This is a genomic window from Allorhizobium sp. NPDC080224 (assembly GCF_050281005.1).
GTDB lineage: Bacteria > Pseudomonadota > Alphaproteobacteria > Rhizobiales > Rhizobiaceae > Allorhizobium.
The window spans coordinates 3,297,262-3,311,711 of the sequence record NZ_JBNNWJ010000001.1; the positions used below are offsets into that span (position 1 = coordinate 3,297,262).

A 14,450-nucleotide genomic window follows, 5' to 3' on the forward strand; every position below is an offset into this window, starting at 1 on the left:
GTTTTTGAGAGCATGCTGAAGAGGCTCGGTTACTGGGCGGCCGCAATGGTCACGGCCTTTGCCACACCGGCACTTTCCCATCCGCACATCTTCGCCGAGGCACGGCTCGAGATCGTCGCGGCGGATGACGGCACGCTGAAGGAACTGCGCAATGTCTGGCGCTTCGACGACATCTTCTCCTCGAGTGTTCTCATGGACTTCGACAAGAACAGCGACCTGAAGCTCGACCACAGTGAGCTCAATGAAATTGCCAACACGATCCGCGATTCGCTCGGCGATTACAGCTATTTCACCTTCATAACCAAGGACGGCGCGACCAGCGAGATCGCCAAACCAGAGGTCTTCAACGTCGACTTCAAGGACAATCAGCTGCTCGTCTTCTTCGTCGCGAAACCGAAGACGCCGGTCGCGATCGGCGGGCGTATGAATTTCGGCGTCTACGATCCGACGCTCTACACGGCAATCGACTTCGCCAAGGATGAGGACATGCTGGTCGAAGGCAAGGCCTTCGCGGCCTGCACCCACAAGGTCGTCCGCCCCGATCCAGACGAGGTGATTGCCCAGAACCAGCTCAACCTCACGGAGGCCTTTTTCAGCGATCCAACCGGCAATGACATGGGCAAGCTGTTTGCCACCCGCATGGAGGTCTCATGCTGAGGACGGTCGGCCGCGCACGCACTGGAGGGCTCATTGCCGTGACACTGGCGATCGTGCTTCTCGCCGGTCTCGCCCATGCCGCCTCCCCTCTCGGCATCGGCACGGCAGAACCCAGTTACCAGCCATCGGGTGGCCCTTTCGCGCAACTGCTGGTCTGGATCAACGACCACCAGCAGAGCTTTTACCGATCGCTGACCGGCGCGCTGAAAGCCATGCGCGAGGATCCGTGGGCGCTGACAAGCCTTGTAGGCCTCTCCTTCCTGTACGGGGTCTTTCACGCCGCCGGTCCCGGCCATGGCAAGGCGGTCATCTCGTCCTACCTGCTCGCCAATGAAATCGAGCTTCGCCGCGGCATCCTGATTTCCTTCGTCTCGGCATTCCTGCAGGGCCTCGTCGCCATCGCGGTCGTCGGCACTGCCTATGTCGTGCTGCGTGGCACTGCGATCAGCATGACGGATGCGACGCGAACGCTGGAGATTGCCAGCTATGCGATGATCGTCGCCTTCGGCCTGTGGCTGCTGGTGCGCAAGCTGAAGGCATCCTTTGCCCAGACCAGCAGGGCTGCCGCAACGACGGGCAGCCTGTTCGAGAGTGCCGACACGTCCTCCGGCGGCAGCGTTACGGCCTCGCTGTTTGCCGGTCCGACTGAGACCACCTCGACTGGCGAGACAACCGGCTCACGCTTCCGCGCCCTGGCGGTCGCCCATGACCATGATGCGCTGGCTCCGGGTTCCGTCTGCCATGAATGCGGTATCGCGCATCTGCCCGATCCGAGCCTCCTTGGCGGCAGCGCCTTCAGCCTGCGGGACGCCTGGTCGGCCGTCATCGCGGTCGGCATGCGGCCATGTTCCGGCGCACTTCTGGTGATGACCTTTTCGCTACTGAACGGCTTGCTACTCGGCGGCGTGCTGTCGGTTTTCGCCATGGCACTCGGCACCGCGATTACCGTTTCGATTCTCGCCAGCCTTGCGGTCGGCGCCAAAGGCATTGCGTTGAAACTCTCAGGCCCTGGGTCGCGCCGCGCGGGCGTCGTTGCGAGCTCGATCGAAGTCGGCGCAGCACTGCTCGTTATCCTGCTCGGCGCCCTTCTACTGGCAGCAAGCCTGAACGGCTGAGAGAATCAGCCCTGGTCCCCGTTCCGGCTGCGCTGATAGCGTGAGCGGAGCCACAGGATCAGAAACATCGCCATCAGGGCGACCCCACCCACGAAGGCACCGAGTTCGGGCGAGTAGCGACCCAGCCAGAGCACGACGGTCGGAACGATCAGCATCAGGCCGAAGATCACGGCAACAACGACAGCAGCCTGCGCTGCCGGCGAGCGCGCCGTGCTCGACGTTTCCTCGGACCGCGCGACCTTCTTCGGTTCCGGCAATTTGCTGAAGGCGTAGACCACGACCCCGATCGCCACGCAGATACCGACAGACCAAGCGACCGTCGCGCTCTGGAAGCTCGCATAGGCAAGTGCGACAACGGTTATTGCCGTGCCGACATAAAGGATGATGCTGAAGATGTTCGGCTTCACGATTTGCTTTCCTATCAGGGGTATCAGGACGCGAGCTCGGCCCGCAGATCCTCCAGCCGCCGCCGTTGGCGGCCGGCCTCGTCGAAATTCTCCGGCGAAAGCCAGGCCTCGAAGGCAGCGCGGATCAATGGCCACTCACTGTCGATCATCGAGAACCAGGCGGTGTCGCGGTTCTTTCCCTTCGACAGCATGTGCTGGCGGAACACGCCTTCGAAGCTGAAGCCGTAGCGCTTCGCCGTCACCTTGCTCGGTTCGTTCTCGTTGTGGCACTTCCATTCATAGCGGCGATAGCCGAGATCGTCGAAGACATGCCGGGCGAGCAGGTAATGCGCCTCGGTCGAAAGCGGCGAACGGCTCATGGCAGGACCATGCGCCACACCGCCGATTTCCACGACGCCATTGGCCGGATCGGGCCGCATGTAATTCGCCATGCCGACGATCTTGCCCCTCGCCTTGTCCCTGAAGACCTCGGTGACCCAGCCACCCTTTTGGACAACTGCCAGCCAGGCCTCGAAATCCTCGATACCGTTGAAATCGGGCTGGGTGAAATAGGTGAGAAGCGAATTGATCGCCATGCCGCCAAGGCCGATCCACAGCGCTTCGAGATGCGCGGCACGGTCGAAGGGTTCGACGACGACGAAGCGCCCCTCCAGCCTCACTGGCTGGGGCGCCGGACATCCTTTGAAACTGGACAGGTCACGCATGAAAACGCCTCGGGCCAAGTGATCGCCCGAGGCTTAGGGCACAGAGCTGGCAAAGGCAACCGTCCGAGCAGTCGCGAGCCCGGACTGGATACCGCAGCAAAGGTCAGAGGCTGATCTTGGCGGAGGCGACCGTTGCCTCGATATGATCGACCAGCGCATCCGGCAGGCCGAGACGACCGGCCAGCATGTCGAGGTAGCCCCGCTCGGTGCGGGTGTCGGGCTCGATGGTAAGACGCGAGGCGGTGTAGATCTCCACCTTCTGCTCCTCGGTCTTGGCCGAGGCGACGAGCGCATCGAGATCGATCGGCTTGGCAAGCTCGGCCTCGATGAAGGCTTCGGCTTCCGTACCGAGACCAGAGAGGTGAACCTTGTCCATGATCCGCGCCCGCTCGGCAGCATCGATGTGCCCATCGGCCTTGGCGGCAGCGATCATGGCGCGCACCAGCGACAGCGCAAAATCATTCGAGACGGCCTGGGGCTCGGTGCTGAAGGGCGAATCCTGCGGCGGCGGCAGAAGTTCTGGCAAGGCCTGTGTCGGCTCGGGCTTCTGGCCAGCCTGATAATTCTTGTAGGCCTGATAGCCGAGACCGGCAATCACGGCGAGCCCGCCGAGCTTGAGGGCGTTGCCACCGAGCGAACGACCGGTCTTCGTGCCGAGCAGCACGGCAGCAAGCGCGCCGCTCTTCCACGGGTTGGCCTTCGCCATACCGAGGATATCGTTCCCCTTCTGGCCGATCGAGCCGGATGCGCCCGGCATCTGTGATCCGAGGAATTGATCCAGCAGCTTCTTGGCGTCGAACATTGCGGTCTCCTTGTTGAAACGGTCGCTCCCTAGATAGGAAGCGACCGCGATTTTACAAAGAGATGTGCGAAACTACTGACGCAGGTGTCAGCCCTTGAGCGCCGCAGCCTCGCTGGCAAGCTTGGTGATGCCAGCCCAGTCACCGGCTGAAACCAGTTCCTTCGGCGCAACCCACGAGCCACCAACGCAGACGACGTTCGGCAGCGAGAGATAGTCCATGGCGTTCTTCAGCGAGATGCCGCCGGTCGGGCAGAACAGCGTTCCGGCGAGCGGCGAGGACAGGGCCTTGAGATAGGCCGCACCGCCGGCCTGCTCGGCGGGGAAGAACTTCAGGACCTTGTAGCCCTCTTCGCGGAGCGCCATGACTTCCGACGCGGTGGCCGCTCCGGGCAGAAGCGGAATGTCGGATTTCCGCGCCACGTCCAGCAGTTCCTGCGTCGTGCCGGGGCTGACGATGAACTGCGAACCCGCATCGACGGCTGCGGCATAATGGGCGGCGTTGAGGATGGTGCCGGCACCGACGACTGCACCTTCGACTTCCTGCGCCACGAGCCGAACGGCTTCAAGTGCTGCATCGGTCCTGAGCGTGATCTCGATCGCCTTCAGCCCGCCTGCGACAAGAGCGCGCGCCAAAGGCACCGCCGTCTTGGCATCCTCGACGATCAGAACCGGCACGACCGGCTGAAGTTTCAGGGTGGAGAGGAGCTTTTCGGTTTTATCGCCCATGGCAGAACCCTCTTTTTTAAAACGATTAGATCGGCCTTTCCCTAACCCGCGCCGGCCCGAATGTCGAGACCGGGAACAATGAGGGAATCTTTCCAGTTTCCTAACACGGCCGCCTCCGCTATGATTCAGCGGCGTAATTATTTTCGGAGCGTGAGCGTATGGCGAAGGAAATCGAACGCAAGTTTCTTGTGCGGGACGATGCCTGGAAGAGCAATGTTACCTCCGAGACCCGGATCAGGCAGGCCTATATCTGCGCTGAAAGCGACCGCTCGGTGCGCATCCGGACGAAAAACGACGAGACCGCTCAGGTCACGCTGAAGTTCGGCAGCAACCTCCTGGTTCGCGACGAATTCGAATATCCCATCCCGATTGACGACGCCCGCGAAATGATCGGCATCGCCGACGGCCATGTGATCGACAAGACCCGCTACACGGTCGATTTTGCCGGCTTCACCTGGGAGATCGACGTCTTCGCCGGCCATCACCGCGGCCTCGTCATTGCCGAAGTCGAGATGCAGTCGGAAACCGATGATCCCAAGCTGCCCGCATGGCTTGGCCGTGAGGTGACAGGAGACAAGCGCTATTCTAATCAGGCCCTTGCGACCCAGCGGAGCCGCCCGGGGCTGGTGCATGCCCTATAGGATCAGCCCGGACGCGGGACTGGAAACAGAAGTCAGACGGATCGCCCGCGAACAGCTGGAGCGCGCCATCGCGGCGCTGGAGACCAGACCCGACGGTTTGCACGAAGCGATCCATGAGGCCCGCAAGAAGTTCAAGCGGGTTCGTAACCTTTACCGTCTCGTCGCCTCCGCCGACAAAACGTTCCGGCGCCAGGAGAATGCCCGCATTCGCGACACCGCCCGCGGCCTCTCCCTTGTGCGCGACGCAACAGCCTTGATCGAAACCGTCGACCATCTCTCAGAGCACACGCTGACTGATGATGAAGCGGAGACGCTGGATGCGGCCCGCACCGTCCTCGTCCTCAGGCGCGACGACATCGCCTCCTCCGAAATGGATCTCGAGGACAAGGTTCGGCACGCGATCGACCAGTGCCATGCTGCCCATGCAGCGCTTGACTCACTCCAACTTCCCTCGAAACCCGGACATGCGGCCCGCCTTCTGGCCAAAGGCTGGCGCAAGGGGCTGCAGCGTGCGGCAGAGGCACTGGAGTTCTGCGAGGGACAAGGCCATGGCGAGGCCTATCATGACCTGCGCAAGGCGGCCCAGGCCTACTGGATGAACCTCTCGCTGCTGCGCGAGCTCTGGCCGAGTGCCTTTGCCGCCAAACGCCGGGACGCCAAGAGGCTGGTCGACCTGCTTGGCCATGAGCATGATCTCACGGTATTGACCGCCCTGCTCGACCATGAGCCCGAGCTCTTCGGAAACGGCGAGGGACAGTCCTTCCTGCTGGCGATCATAATCCGCCGCCAGCAGGACCTGCGCCGCGAAGCTGTGGCGCTAGCCGGTCAGGTCTTCGCCGACCCCGCCAAAGACGAGGCCGACGTCATCGAGACCCTCTGGCTCCGGGCAACGGCTTGAGGATTCGCATCTCAGCCTAGGCGCTGCCGATCCGCACCTGGCGATCGCAGGTCTTCTCGATCAGGGCCGCGTCGTGGCTGACAAGCAAAACCGCGCAGTTCCGCTCCCGCGCCAGTTCCGTCAGGAGACCGATGGTCTCCTGCTGGGTGATCAGATCGAGACGCGAGGTCGGCTCGTCGGCAAACAGGAAGACCGGATCGAGCAGCAGCACGCGCAAAAGAGCGAAGCGCTGCAATTCTCCGCCAGACACCTCCGTCGGCAGCCTCGTCAACAATACGGGTGATAGCCGCAACCGCTCCATCAGTGGCCCGACACGCCCCCCGTCCAGCCTGTGCAGGCGGATGAGATCGGCAATCGCCTCCCCGAGCGTGATCTTCTGCGGAAAGGCCGAGGGCGGATCCTGATAGAGCTTCTGGTAGCGGATGGCGGACGCCTGCGGCAGGCGGATGACCTCGCCCGCATCGGGTGTCAGCAGCCCGAGCAGCACGTCCCCGAGCGAGCTCTTGCCCGATCCGCTCGGTCCGGTGATCCCAACGATCTCGCCGGGACGAAGCGAGAGATCTTGCCCGGCAAACAACAGCTTGCCACCCCGCGCCTTCTTCAGGCCGGAAGCGATCAGGATCGGGTCGGTATCGCCAGGAACTGCCGACGCCCGTTGCGCCCAGTTGTCCGGTTCGGCGGCGATCAGCCGCCGCGTGTAGTCGTGCGAGGGCGATGCCAGCACGTCCGCCGCCTCGCCCGCTTCGACGATCCTGCCCTCCAGCATGACGGCGAGATCACCGCCCATTTGCCGGGCAAGCGCCAGATCATGCGTGATGGTGAGCACGGTGCCACCCGCCTGCACTTCCCGCATCAGAAGCGCGATCACCTCGTCCCGCCTGCTGACATCGAGCCCCTTGGTCGGCTCGTCGGCGATGATGATGCGCGCCCCACCGGCACGCGCGGCTGCAAAGGCGACACGTTGCGCCATACCGCCGGAAAGCTGACCCGGGAGCTTTGCCTCGGCATCGAGCACGCCGAGCGCTTCGAGGTCGGTCCGAGCAGCCGAGACGGCCTCGTCTTCGTCGAGACGGCCCAGATAACGATGCCCCTCGGCCACCTGGTCGAGCGCGACCATGGTCGGGTCAAGCGCCAGCCATGGCTCCTGCGGCAGGACGCCGACCGTCCGGCCCCAGAGTTTGCGAAAGAGCTTCGGCTCGGCCAGCGGCAGCGTCTCGCCATCAATGGTCAGCGAGCCGGTGGCGGTCAGTCCGGACGGGAGGAGGCCGATGATCGCCTGGGCAAGCAGGCTCTTGCCCGAGCCGGTTTCGCCGAGAATGGTGAAGGGCCGTCCGGCCTTGAGAGAAAACGAAACCGGGGCCACGATTTCGCCGCTGGCGGCGGAGACCGAAGCCCCATCGACGGAAAGCAGAATGGTCATGGCTTGTCCTTTCCGGCAATCAATTGCAGGGCGAGCACCATCAGGAAGATGACGGCGATCGGCTGCAGAAGCGCATGCGGCGCCTCCTGGTAATAAGGCAGAAGCTCGATCATCATCGATCCGAGTTCCGGGGTCGGCGGGCGGACGCCGACGCTGACGAAGCCGAGTGCCGCAATCGCCATGATTGCCGACGCAGCACCATAGGCGGCCACCGTCAAAATCATCGGCGCAAGCTCCGGCCAGAGATGCCGGCGCAGGATATAGGCGGGACCGAAGCCGAGCAGACGTGACGCCTCGACCGCTGGCGACATCAGTAGTGGTCGTGCCAAGGCGCGGGTCAGACGGAAGTATTCGACCCAGAGCACCAGCGAAATGCCGATATAGAGCATGGCCGGATTGTCAGGCACAATCGCCGTCAACATCAGCACCAGCAACAGGCCGGGCAGCGCCAGGAAGGCCTCCGACACCGCACCCACGGCGCGATCGGCAAAACCGCCGCGCCAGGCCGCCAGCACCCCGAGCAGCACGCCGGGTATCATCGCCGTGAAGACCGAGATCAGCGCGAGCCCGAGCGACAGGCGAAGAGCTGCCGCAAGCCGCGCCTGCATCGAGCGGCCGAGATGGTCAAAGCCGAACCAGTCGGCAGCACTTGGCCCCTGCAGGCTATAGCGTAGGGTCTGCTTGAGCGGATCGGCTCCGCCGATCACAAGCGGGAGGAAGGCAAAAGCCAGGAGCCCGCCTAGAACGGCCACGCCAGCCAGCCGACGCAGCGGCCAGCGCATCGGGCGCGGCGCCACGTAATCGAGTGTCGTCATGTGCTGCGCCTCCTCGGATCGATGCCATGGCAGAAGAGATCGACCAACGCGTTGAGCGCGACGAACATCAGCCCCATGACGAGTGCGGCGCCCTGGATCATCGGAACATCACGGCCGAAGATCGCATGCACCAGCGCATGGCCGATGCCCGGCCAGGCAAACAGCGTCTCGACAACGACGACCCCCTCGACGAGGTAGACGAACTGCACACCGAGATAGGTGACGATCGGGACGGCGACATTGCGCAAGCCATGCCGCGAGAACACCTGCCACTCGGTGAGCCCCTTCGTGCGGCCGAAGGCGTAGTAGGGCGAGCGCGAAACGGCGACCATGGCATCCCGCGCCACCCGGTTGGAGACGGCAGCAAGACCGAGCGCCAGCGTCAGCGTCGGAAGCACGAGATGCGCACCATGGGTGTGGCCTGCCACGGGCAGGAGATTGAAGGTGATCCCGAAGATGATGATCAGGACCAGGCCGACAACGAACTGCGGCAGGGCACGCAGCCCCGTCGAGACCAGCATCAGTGTGCGGTCGAGCACCCCGCCGAGCCTGAGACCCGCGAGAATGCCGAGTGGCGGTCCGATGAACAGCGACAGCACGGTGGCGGCGAAGGCCAGCTGGACCGTGTGACCGAGCTGCATGCCGATCTCTTCGATGACGGGTTTACCCGTCACCAGGGAGGTCCCGAGATCGAAGCGCAAGAGGTCGGCCATCCAGTCGAAGAGGGCAATGATCGCCGGCTTGCCGAGGTCGAGTTCGGCCGCGACTTTCGCCGCCGCCGCACTGTCGACAACGTCATAGCCATAGCGGCCGGCGGCGATCCGGTAGGCAAGGTCGCCCGGAAGCGACCGTGTCATCACGAAGGAGATGAGCCCCACCATGAACGCCACCAGAGCCGCCTGGATCAGGCGGTTCACAATGGCCTTCGTCATTTCGCCCACCGCATGGTTTCGAGACCGAAGCTACGCTCGAACGGATCGATCGCCGCCCCCTCGAGATTCGGCGAAAAGGCGACCGTCTGCTGATACCAGGCCAGCGGAATGACCGGCAGTTCGGCCTGAATGGCAGCGACGGCCTGATGGCGCAGCGCCTCGCCTTCAGCGGGGTCCGCAACGCGGGTCAGATCATCAAGCGCCTGTTCGAAGCCGGCATTCGTCCAGTTCATGGCACCCCAGTCACCACCACTAGGACCGTAGTCGGAAAGCATGGTGCCGATCGGGTCCGGCACCAGGGCAAAGTTGCGCGCCATCAGCGCCAGTTCCAGCGAACCATCCTGATGCTTGGCCGGGATCTCGGAGGAATTGGTCGAGTTGATGGTGAGCGCAACGCCGATCTCCTTCAACTGATCCTGCAGGACGGCGGCAATCAGCGGCAGTTCGGGGCGATCGGGATAGGTGGTCAGCGTCAATGCGAAAGGCTTGCCATCCTTTTGAAGGATCCCATCCGCACCCGCCGTCCAGCCAAGCTCGGCGAGAAGCGCCTTGGCCTTGTCGACATCATAGCCGAGCGGGGCCAAATCGGCATTGTGCCAGATCTTCAGGCTCGGGGGGAAAAGCTGGGTCGCTGCAGCAGGGTAACGGAGGATGGCAACAGCAAGGCCTTCCCGGTCGATGGCGAGGCTCAGCGCCTCGCGCGCCTTGACATCCGCGAGGAAAGGATGACCGGCATTGACCTTGAGCAGCACGCTGCGCGGGATCGACACCGACTGCAGCACGACCTTGTCGCTCTTGGAAAGACGCGTGCGGCTGGCGGGATCGAGGTTAAAGACATAGTCGGCGTCACCGCTCTCGGCCATCAGGGCACGGGTCTCGGCGCGGCTCACCGAAAGATAGGTCGCCTTTTCGATTTCGGGCTTGTTGCCCCAGTAGTCGGCAAAGCGCTCGACGGCGAGGCTCTGCGGCGGCTCGATCTTCGTTAGCTTGAACGGTCCCGTTCCGATGATCGCCTTGACGTCAGCGCCTTCATAGGAGGCCGGTGCCAGGATCTGCGCGCGGTTCTCGGCGAGGAAGGCGAGCAGCGGCACGAAAGGCTTCGAGAGCGAGACGACGACCGTGCCCTCCCCCTCAGCCTTGATGTCGGTAATCGGCGCCTTGCTCAGAAGTCCGGCCTTGTCCTTGGCAATCTTCAGTGCTGCGACAACCGCTTCGGCCGTCAGCGCCGTGCCATCCTGAAATGTGACACCGGACTGCAGCTCGAAGCGCCAGGTCAGGCCGTCCTCGCTGACCGTCCAGCTCTTGGCGAGTGCGGGAACCGGATTGCCATCCTTGTCCGCCTCGACCAGGGTTTCGACGATCCCCATGCGCAGAAATATGTCGCCTGACTTGGACGGATCGAGACCCCCGATCTCGAAGGGAGCGACGATGTCGACGACACCATCGTCCGCCATGGTGGGTGCGGCACCGGCAAGCAGAAGCGCGAGTGAGGCTGCGAAGATATTCCTGAACATTAGGATCACCTATAATGTTATAAAGTTACACTCCTCTACTTAAAGCTTTTCGCGCTGTCCAGTGCTGCAACGCACCAACTCACAATCGCGCATCGACTTGACGATTTTCAAACTTGCCTGCGCGCACGGAAATCCGTTGCACAGCAGGGGCCGAGGGGGTATTTCGCAGACCATGACCGAACACACTTCAGCCCCCCGCCCTGAGACAACCGGTGCCTTCTGCGTCGCCGCCCTCTATCACTTTGCCAAGTTCCCGCGCTTCGAAAGCTTCCAGGAGCCACTCGAGACCCTTTGCAAAACAGAAGGCGTCAAGGGCACGCTGCTAATTGCCCATGAAGGCATCAACGGCACCATCGCCGGCACAGATGCCGCGATCGCCAAGGTGCTGGCCTACATTCGTAGCCAGCCGGAATTCTCGAACCTGGAGCACAAGGAAAGCCGGGCCTCCAAGATGCCCTTCCTGCGCATGAAGGTTCGGCTGAAGAAGGAAATCGTCACCATGGGCGTCGAGGACATCGACCCCAACGAGATCGTCGGCACCTATGTCGACCCGAAAGACTGGAACGATCTGATCTCCGATCCGGAGACCATCGTCATCGACACCCGCAACGACTACGAAACCGCTATCGGCATTTTCCGCGGCGCCGTCGACCCGAATACCAAGACGTTTCGTGAGTTTCCGGATTGGGTGAAGAACAATCCCGGCCTGCACAACAAGCCGAAGATCGCCATGTATTGCACCGGCGGCATCCGCTGCGAAAAGGCGACGGCCTTCATGAAGCAGCAGGGTTTTGACGAGGTCTACCACCTCAAGGGCGGGATCCTGAAATATCTGGAGGAGGTGCCGGAAGAGCAGAGCCTCTGGGATGGCGCCTGCTTCGTCTTCGACGAGCGCGTCTCCGTGACCCACGGCCTGAAGGAAGGCAATCACAGGCTCTGCCACGCCTGCCGCAACCCGATCACGGCAGAGGAACTGACCCATCAGCATTACGAGGAAGGCGTCTCCTGCAGCCATTGCTATCCCGAGCGCACCGAAGCCGACCGGGACCGCTATCGTCAGCGTCAATTGCAGATCGCGCTCGCCAGGAAGCGTGGCGAAAAGCACATCGGCGGCTGAAAGCCGCCGATGGAATGTTTGGCCTGATCAGCCGGAGATCGTATCTCCGCGCTTCCAGTCTTTGCGGCCCCAGTTTCGGAGCCGCATGCGCGGTGCGACCACCAGCGCGAAGAAGGGGGCAGCGGCAAAGGCTGCGATCACGACCAGCGGCAGCAGGACCTTGGCGTGAGCAGCCAAAGCCGGGATCGACAGCACGAGGATGGCGCCTACTCCGAAGATCACGGCATTGATCATCATGCTGCAGACGATTCTAAGCCAGGTATCTGTAGTGAACATGGAATGTCTCCTTTCTGAAAGGAGAAGGCGCAAGACCGGCAATCGTTCCCGATCACCCGTTCCTATGCTCAGGCCGGCAGACCACCATCGCGGCCGGCGGCGAAGGCAAGTTCGGCAGCCTTGGCCCGCAGTTCCATCGGTCTCAGCATCAGCGCAGCAATCTGTTCTGGGGACTGCGGGCGGCCGAAGAGATAACCCTGCAACTGGTCGCAGCCAGCAATCCGAAGGATGACGGCCTGCTGCTCGGTCTCGACCCCCTCGGCGGTGACGGGGATGCCGAGCGAGCGGGCGAGAGCCACAGTTGCCTGCAGCATTTCGACCGCCCGATGGCCGCGATCGAGCGATTGCACAAGCGACCGGTCGATCTTCATCCGGTCGAAGCCGAACTGCCTGAGATAGCCAACGCTGGAGAAGCCCGCGCCGAAATCATCGAGGGCGATCCTGAGGCCGAGCGACCGCAGCCGGTCCATGGCGAGCCGTGCCCGCTCGGGGCTCTGGATGAAATAGGTCTCGGTCATTTCCAGGACGACACGACCAGGCTCGATGCGCGCCTCCTCGAAGGTCGCGGCGACATGATCGACAAAGGCCGGATCGCGGAACTGGCCGGGAGAAACGTTGACCGAGAGCTTCAGCTCCGGCCAGTGGCCGAGCTGGCGCAGCGCCTGGCTGAGAACGCAGAGGCCGAGCTGGTCGATCAGGCCGCTGGTCTCGGCGATCGGAATGAAAACATCCGGCGACACCGGCCCATGTCCCCTGCGCGTCCAGCGCGCCAGCGCCTCGACACTGACAAGGGCAAAGGTCTTGGCATCGACGACCGGTTGGTAGACGACCTCGATCTCGCCGCGAGCAATCGCCTCGCGCAGATCGATTTCCATCTGATTGCGGCTCTGCCGTTCCTCGTCCATGCGCGGGTCGTAAACCGTCCAGCGGCCACGACCACCATCCTTAGACGAATACATGGCCATGTCGGCACGCCGGGTCAGCTCGCCGCCGTCGACAAGACCGCCCTCGGATACGCAGATGCCGATGCTGCAGCCGACCACCACGGTTCGTTCCCCGAGAAGCACCGGCTCGTCGAAGAAGGCAATGATCGAGCTTGCAAGATCAAGGGCCCGCTCCTGCGCATCCTTTCCAGTTAAAACGATGCCGAATTCGTCGCCGCCGATCCGGGCTAGTGCAGAAGCATCCCCGACGAGAACCGAGAGGCCGGCAGCGACCGCGCGGATAAGCCGATCGCCCGTCGCATGACCATAGGCGTCGTTCACTTCCTTGAAGCCATCCAGATCGAGATAGAGCAGGACGACGTCTTCGTTGGCGTCGCGCCCGCGTCGCACCTGATCCTCGAGCAATTGGGTTAGGCCGGCTCGATTGAGAAGTCCGCTGAGACGGTCGGTCTGGGCGAGCTGGACGGCATTCGCCTCATCGGCCCGCACCCGGCGCAACTCGGCATTGCCTATGATCACGAGCAGGACGGCATAGATGGTGACGATGACCAGCGCCGCCTTGATCAGGGGCGCGACCTGCTCGCGGCTCTGGTCACCCGGCGCACGCGGCTTCCAGGCCAGCGCAGCGATGTTCTCGCCGGACGGAGCAGCGATGGTGACTGCAGTGGTCGCGGAGGATGGCGGCGTCAGCACAAGACCGGGCAGCACATACGCCTCCGAGAGGCGTTCTACGGTCGCGGGTGTCAAATGCCGAATGAAGGCAAGATAGACATAGTCCGCACGAGGCCTATCGATCTCGCCGGATTTCGGCCGGATCAGCGCCACACCCGCCGAACCGATGCCCTTCTGCGTACGGATGAACCCAAGCGCCTGCGGCACACGTCCACTCAGACCGTAGTGAACCTTTTCGAAGAGCCCCATCAGCGCCGGCGTCAGATAGCCGCTGGCATCTCCGTCGACGGGGTGCCCATCGGAATAGGCCATCATCGGACGCCCCTCGGCATCAAGCACGATCGCGACGTCGAACAGGTCGCTGTCGAAGGTCATGTCGCCGAAATTGCTGATCATCCAGGCCATGTCCTTGGTGACATAGGCGTTGGTCGCGGCATCATCCCAGGCAGTGTAGTCCAGCAGTGTCGCGCCTAGCTGATGTTCGAAGGTCTGAATGGCACCAACCAGCGTTTCGCGCGAGCGTTCCTCGTCCAGATGATTGGCATAGCTTGCGACGCGATCGAGCGCGGTCATCACGATCGAGGCCACCATCATCGCCATGACCGCGAAAACGACGAGCAAGGCTGCGACTGCCACCCGTCGGGTGGCGAGTGGCCGTAGCCGTCTGTCCAAATGGTGAAGCCGCATACGATTTACCCAAGGCTGAAGCCACACCTTGCGTCGAAATGTGTTCAATTTGACTTAACACACGGCACGGCATGCAGAACAACCAACCACCTGAATATCTTGATATTCAGACGAGAAAGGGCC

General features: G+C 62.8%; 15 protein-coding genes. 5 read left to right on the top strand and 10 right to left on the bottom strand.

Annotated elements, in window-relative coordinates:
• Positions 1-12: 12 nt before the first annotated feature.
• Both ACQKP1_RS16255 and ACQKP1_RS16260 read left to right on the top strand, forming a co-directional pair.
• A complete protein-coding gene (locus tag ACQKP1_RS16255) occupies positions 13-657 on the top strand; it encodes a DUF1007 family protein (RefSeq protein ID WP_203017615.1) in 645 nt (214 codons plus the stop codon).
• Positions 651-1,772 carry a nickel/cobalt transporter gene (locus ACQKP1_RS16260; RefSeq protein WP_427276048.1) on the top strand — a complete coding sequence of 374 codons (1,122 nt, stop codon included), beginning with the start codon at positions 651-653 and terminating at the stop codon, positions 1,770-1,772. The genes ACQKP1_RS16255 and ACQKP1_RS16260 overlap by 7 nt, the downstream gene beginning before the upstream one ends.
• Positions 1,773-1,777: 5 nt before the next feature.
• On the opposite strand, the gene ACQKP1_RS16265 is transcribed toward ACQKP1_RS16260, so the two are convergent.
• The 4 genes from ACQKP1_RS16265 to ACQKP1_RS16280 all read right to left on the bottom strand — a co-directional run bounded on the left by ACQKP1_RS16265 (position 1,778) and on the right by ACQKP1_RS16280 (position 4,411).
• Positions 1,778-2,179 (bottom strand): hypothetical protein, encoded by a 402-nt coding sequence (locus ACQKP1_RS16265; protein WP_427276049.1) that lies wholly within the window; start codon positions 2,177-2,179, stop codon positions 1,778-1,780.
• A 23-nt stretch (positions 2,180-2,202) separates the two neighbouring features.
• On the bottom strand, positions 2,203-2,883 hold the full coding sequence (locus ACQKP1_RS16270; protein ID WP_427276050.1) for a GNAT family N-acetyltransferase: 681 nt from the start codon (positions 2,881-2,883) through the stop codon (positions 2,203-2,205).
• Between the two features lie 103 nt (positions 2,884-2,986).
• Positions 2,987-3,685: a tellurite resistance TerB family protein gene (locus tag ACQKP1_RS16275; RefSeq protein ID WP_427276051.1), complete on the bottom strand. Its 699-nt coding sequence runs from the start codon at positions 3,683-3,685 to the stop codon at positions 2,987-2,989.
• Positions 3,686-3,772: 87 nt separating this feature from the next.
• Positions 3,773-4,411, bottom strand: coding sequence for a 2-dehydro-3-deoxy-phosphogluconate aldolase (locus ACQKP1_RS16280; protein ID WP_203017623.1), 639 nt, complete (start codon positions 4,409-4,411; stop codon positions 3,773-3,775).
• Positions 4,412-4,569: 158 nt separating this feature from the next.
• Between ACQKP1_RS16280 and ACQKP1_RS16285 the strand changes: the two genes are divergently transcribed.
• Positions 4,570-5,052: a CYTH domain-containing protein gene (locus ACQKP1_RS16285; protein ID WP_427276052.1), complete on the top strand. Its 483-nt coding sequence runs from the start codon at positions 4,570-4,572 to the stop codon at positions 5,050-5,052.
• Complete coding sequence (locus ACQKP1_RS16290; protein ID WP_427276053.1) at positions 5,042-5,950, top strand: CHAD domain-containing protein; 909 nt, start codon at positions 5,042-5,044, stop codon at positions 5,948-5,950. Before ACQKP1_RS16285 ends, ACQKP1_RS16290 begins: the two co-directional genes overlap by 11 nt.
• Positions 5,951-5,966: 16 nt before the next feature.
• Here ACQKP1_RS16290 and ACQKP1_RS16295 read toward each other — a convergent pair whose 3' ends face one another.
• From ACQKP1_RS16295 to ACQKP1_RS16310, 4 genes are read right to left on the bottom strand one after another with little or no spacing between them, the layout of a single operon-like run.
• The gene (locus ACQKP1_RS16295) at positions 5,967-7,370 is read right to left on the bottom strand and encodes an ABC transporter ATP-binding protein (RefSeq protein ID WP_427276054.1); all 1,404 of its coding nucleotides are present in this window, start codon (positions 7,368-7,370) and stop codon (positions 5,967-5,969) included.
• Positions 7,367-8,185 (bottom strand): ABC transporter permease, encoded by an 819-nt coding sequence (locus tag ACQKP1_RS16300; protein ID WP_427276055.1) that lies wholly within the window; start codon positions 8,183-8,185, stop codon positions 7,367-7,369. The genes ACQKP1_RS16295 and ACQKP1_RS16300 overlap by 4 nt, the downstream gene beginning before the upstream one ends.
• Entirely contained in the window at positions 8,182-9,117 is a 936-nt protein-coding gene (locus tag ACQKP1_RS16305) for an ABC transporter permease (protein WP_427276056.1), read from the bottom strand. The genes ACQKP1_RS16300 and ACQKP1_RS16305 overlap by 4 nt, the downstream gene beginning before the upstream one ends.
• Positions 9,114-10,631: an ABC transporter substrate-binding protein gene (locus ACQKP1_RS16310; protein WP_427276057.1), complete on the bottom strand. Its 1,518-nt coding sequence runs from the start codon at positions 10,629-10,631 to the stop codon at positions 9,114-9,116. The genes ACQKP1_RS16305 and ACQKP1_RS16310 overlap by 4 nt, the downstream gene beginning before the upstream one ends.
• A 172-nt stretch (positions 10,632-10,803) precedes the next feature.
• On the opposite strand from ACQKP1_RS16310, the gene ACQKP1_RS16315 reads away from it, so the two are divergent.
• Positions 10,804-11,748, top strand: coding sequence for a rhodanese-related sulfurtransferase (locus tag ACQKP1_RS16315; protein WP_427276058.1), 945 nt, complete (start codon positions 10,804-10,806; stop codon positions 11,746-11,748).
• A 27-nt stretch (positions 11,749-11,775) separates the two neighbouring features.
• On the opposite strand, the gene ACQKP1_RS16320 is transcribed toward ACQKP1_RS16315, so the two are convergent.
• On the bottom strand, positions 11,776-12,024 hold the full coding sequence (locus ACQKP1_RS16320; protein WP_427276059.1) for a hypothetical protein: 249 nt from the start codon (positions 12,022-12,024) through the stop codon (positions 11,776-11,778).
• Between the two features lie 68 nt (positions 12,025-12,092).
• Complete coding sequence (locus ACQKP1_RS16325) at positions 12,093-14,327, bottom strand: putative bifunctional diguanylate cyclase/phosphodiesterase (RefSeq protein ID WP_427276060.1); 2,235 nt, start codon at positions 14,325-14,327, stop codon at positions 12,093-12,095.
• Positions 14,328-14,450 lie beyond the last annotated feature (123 nt).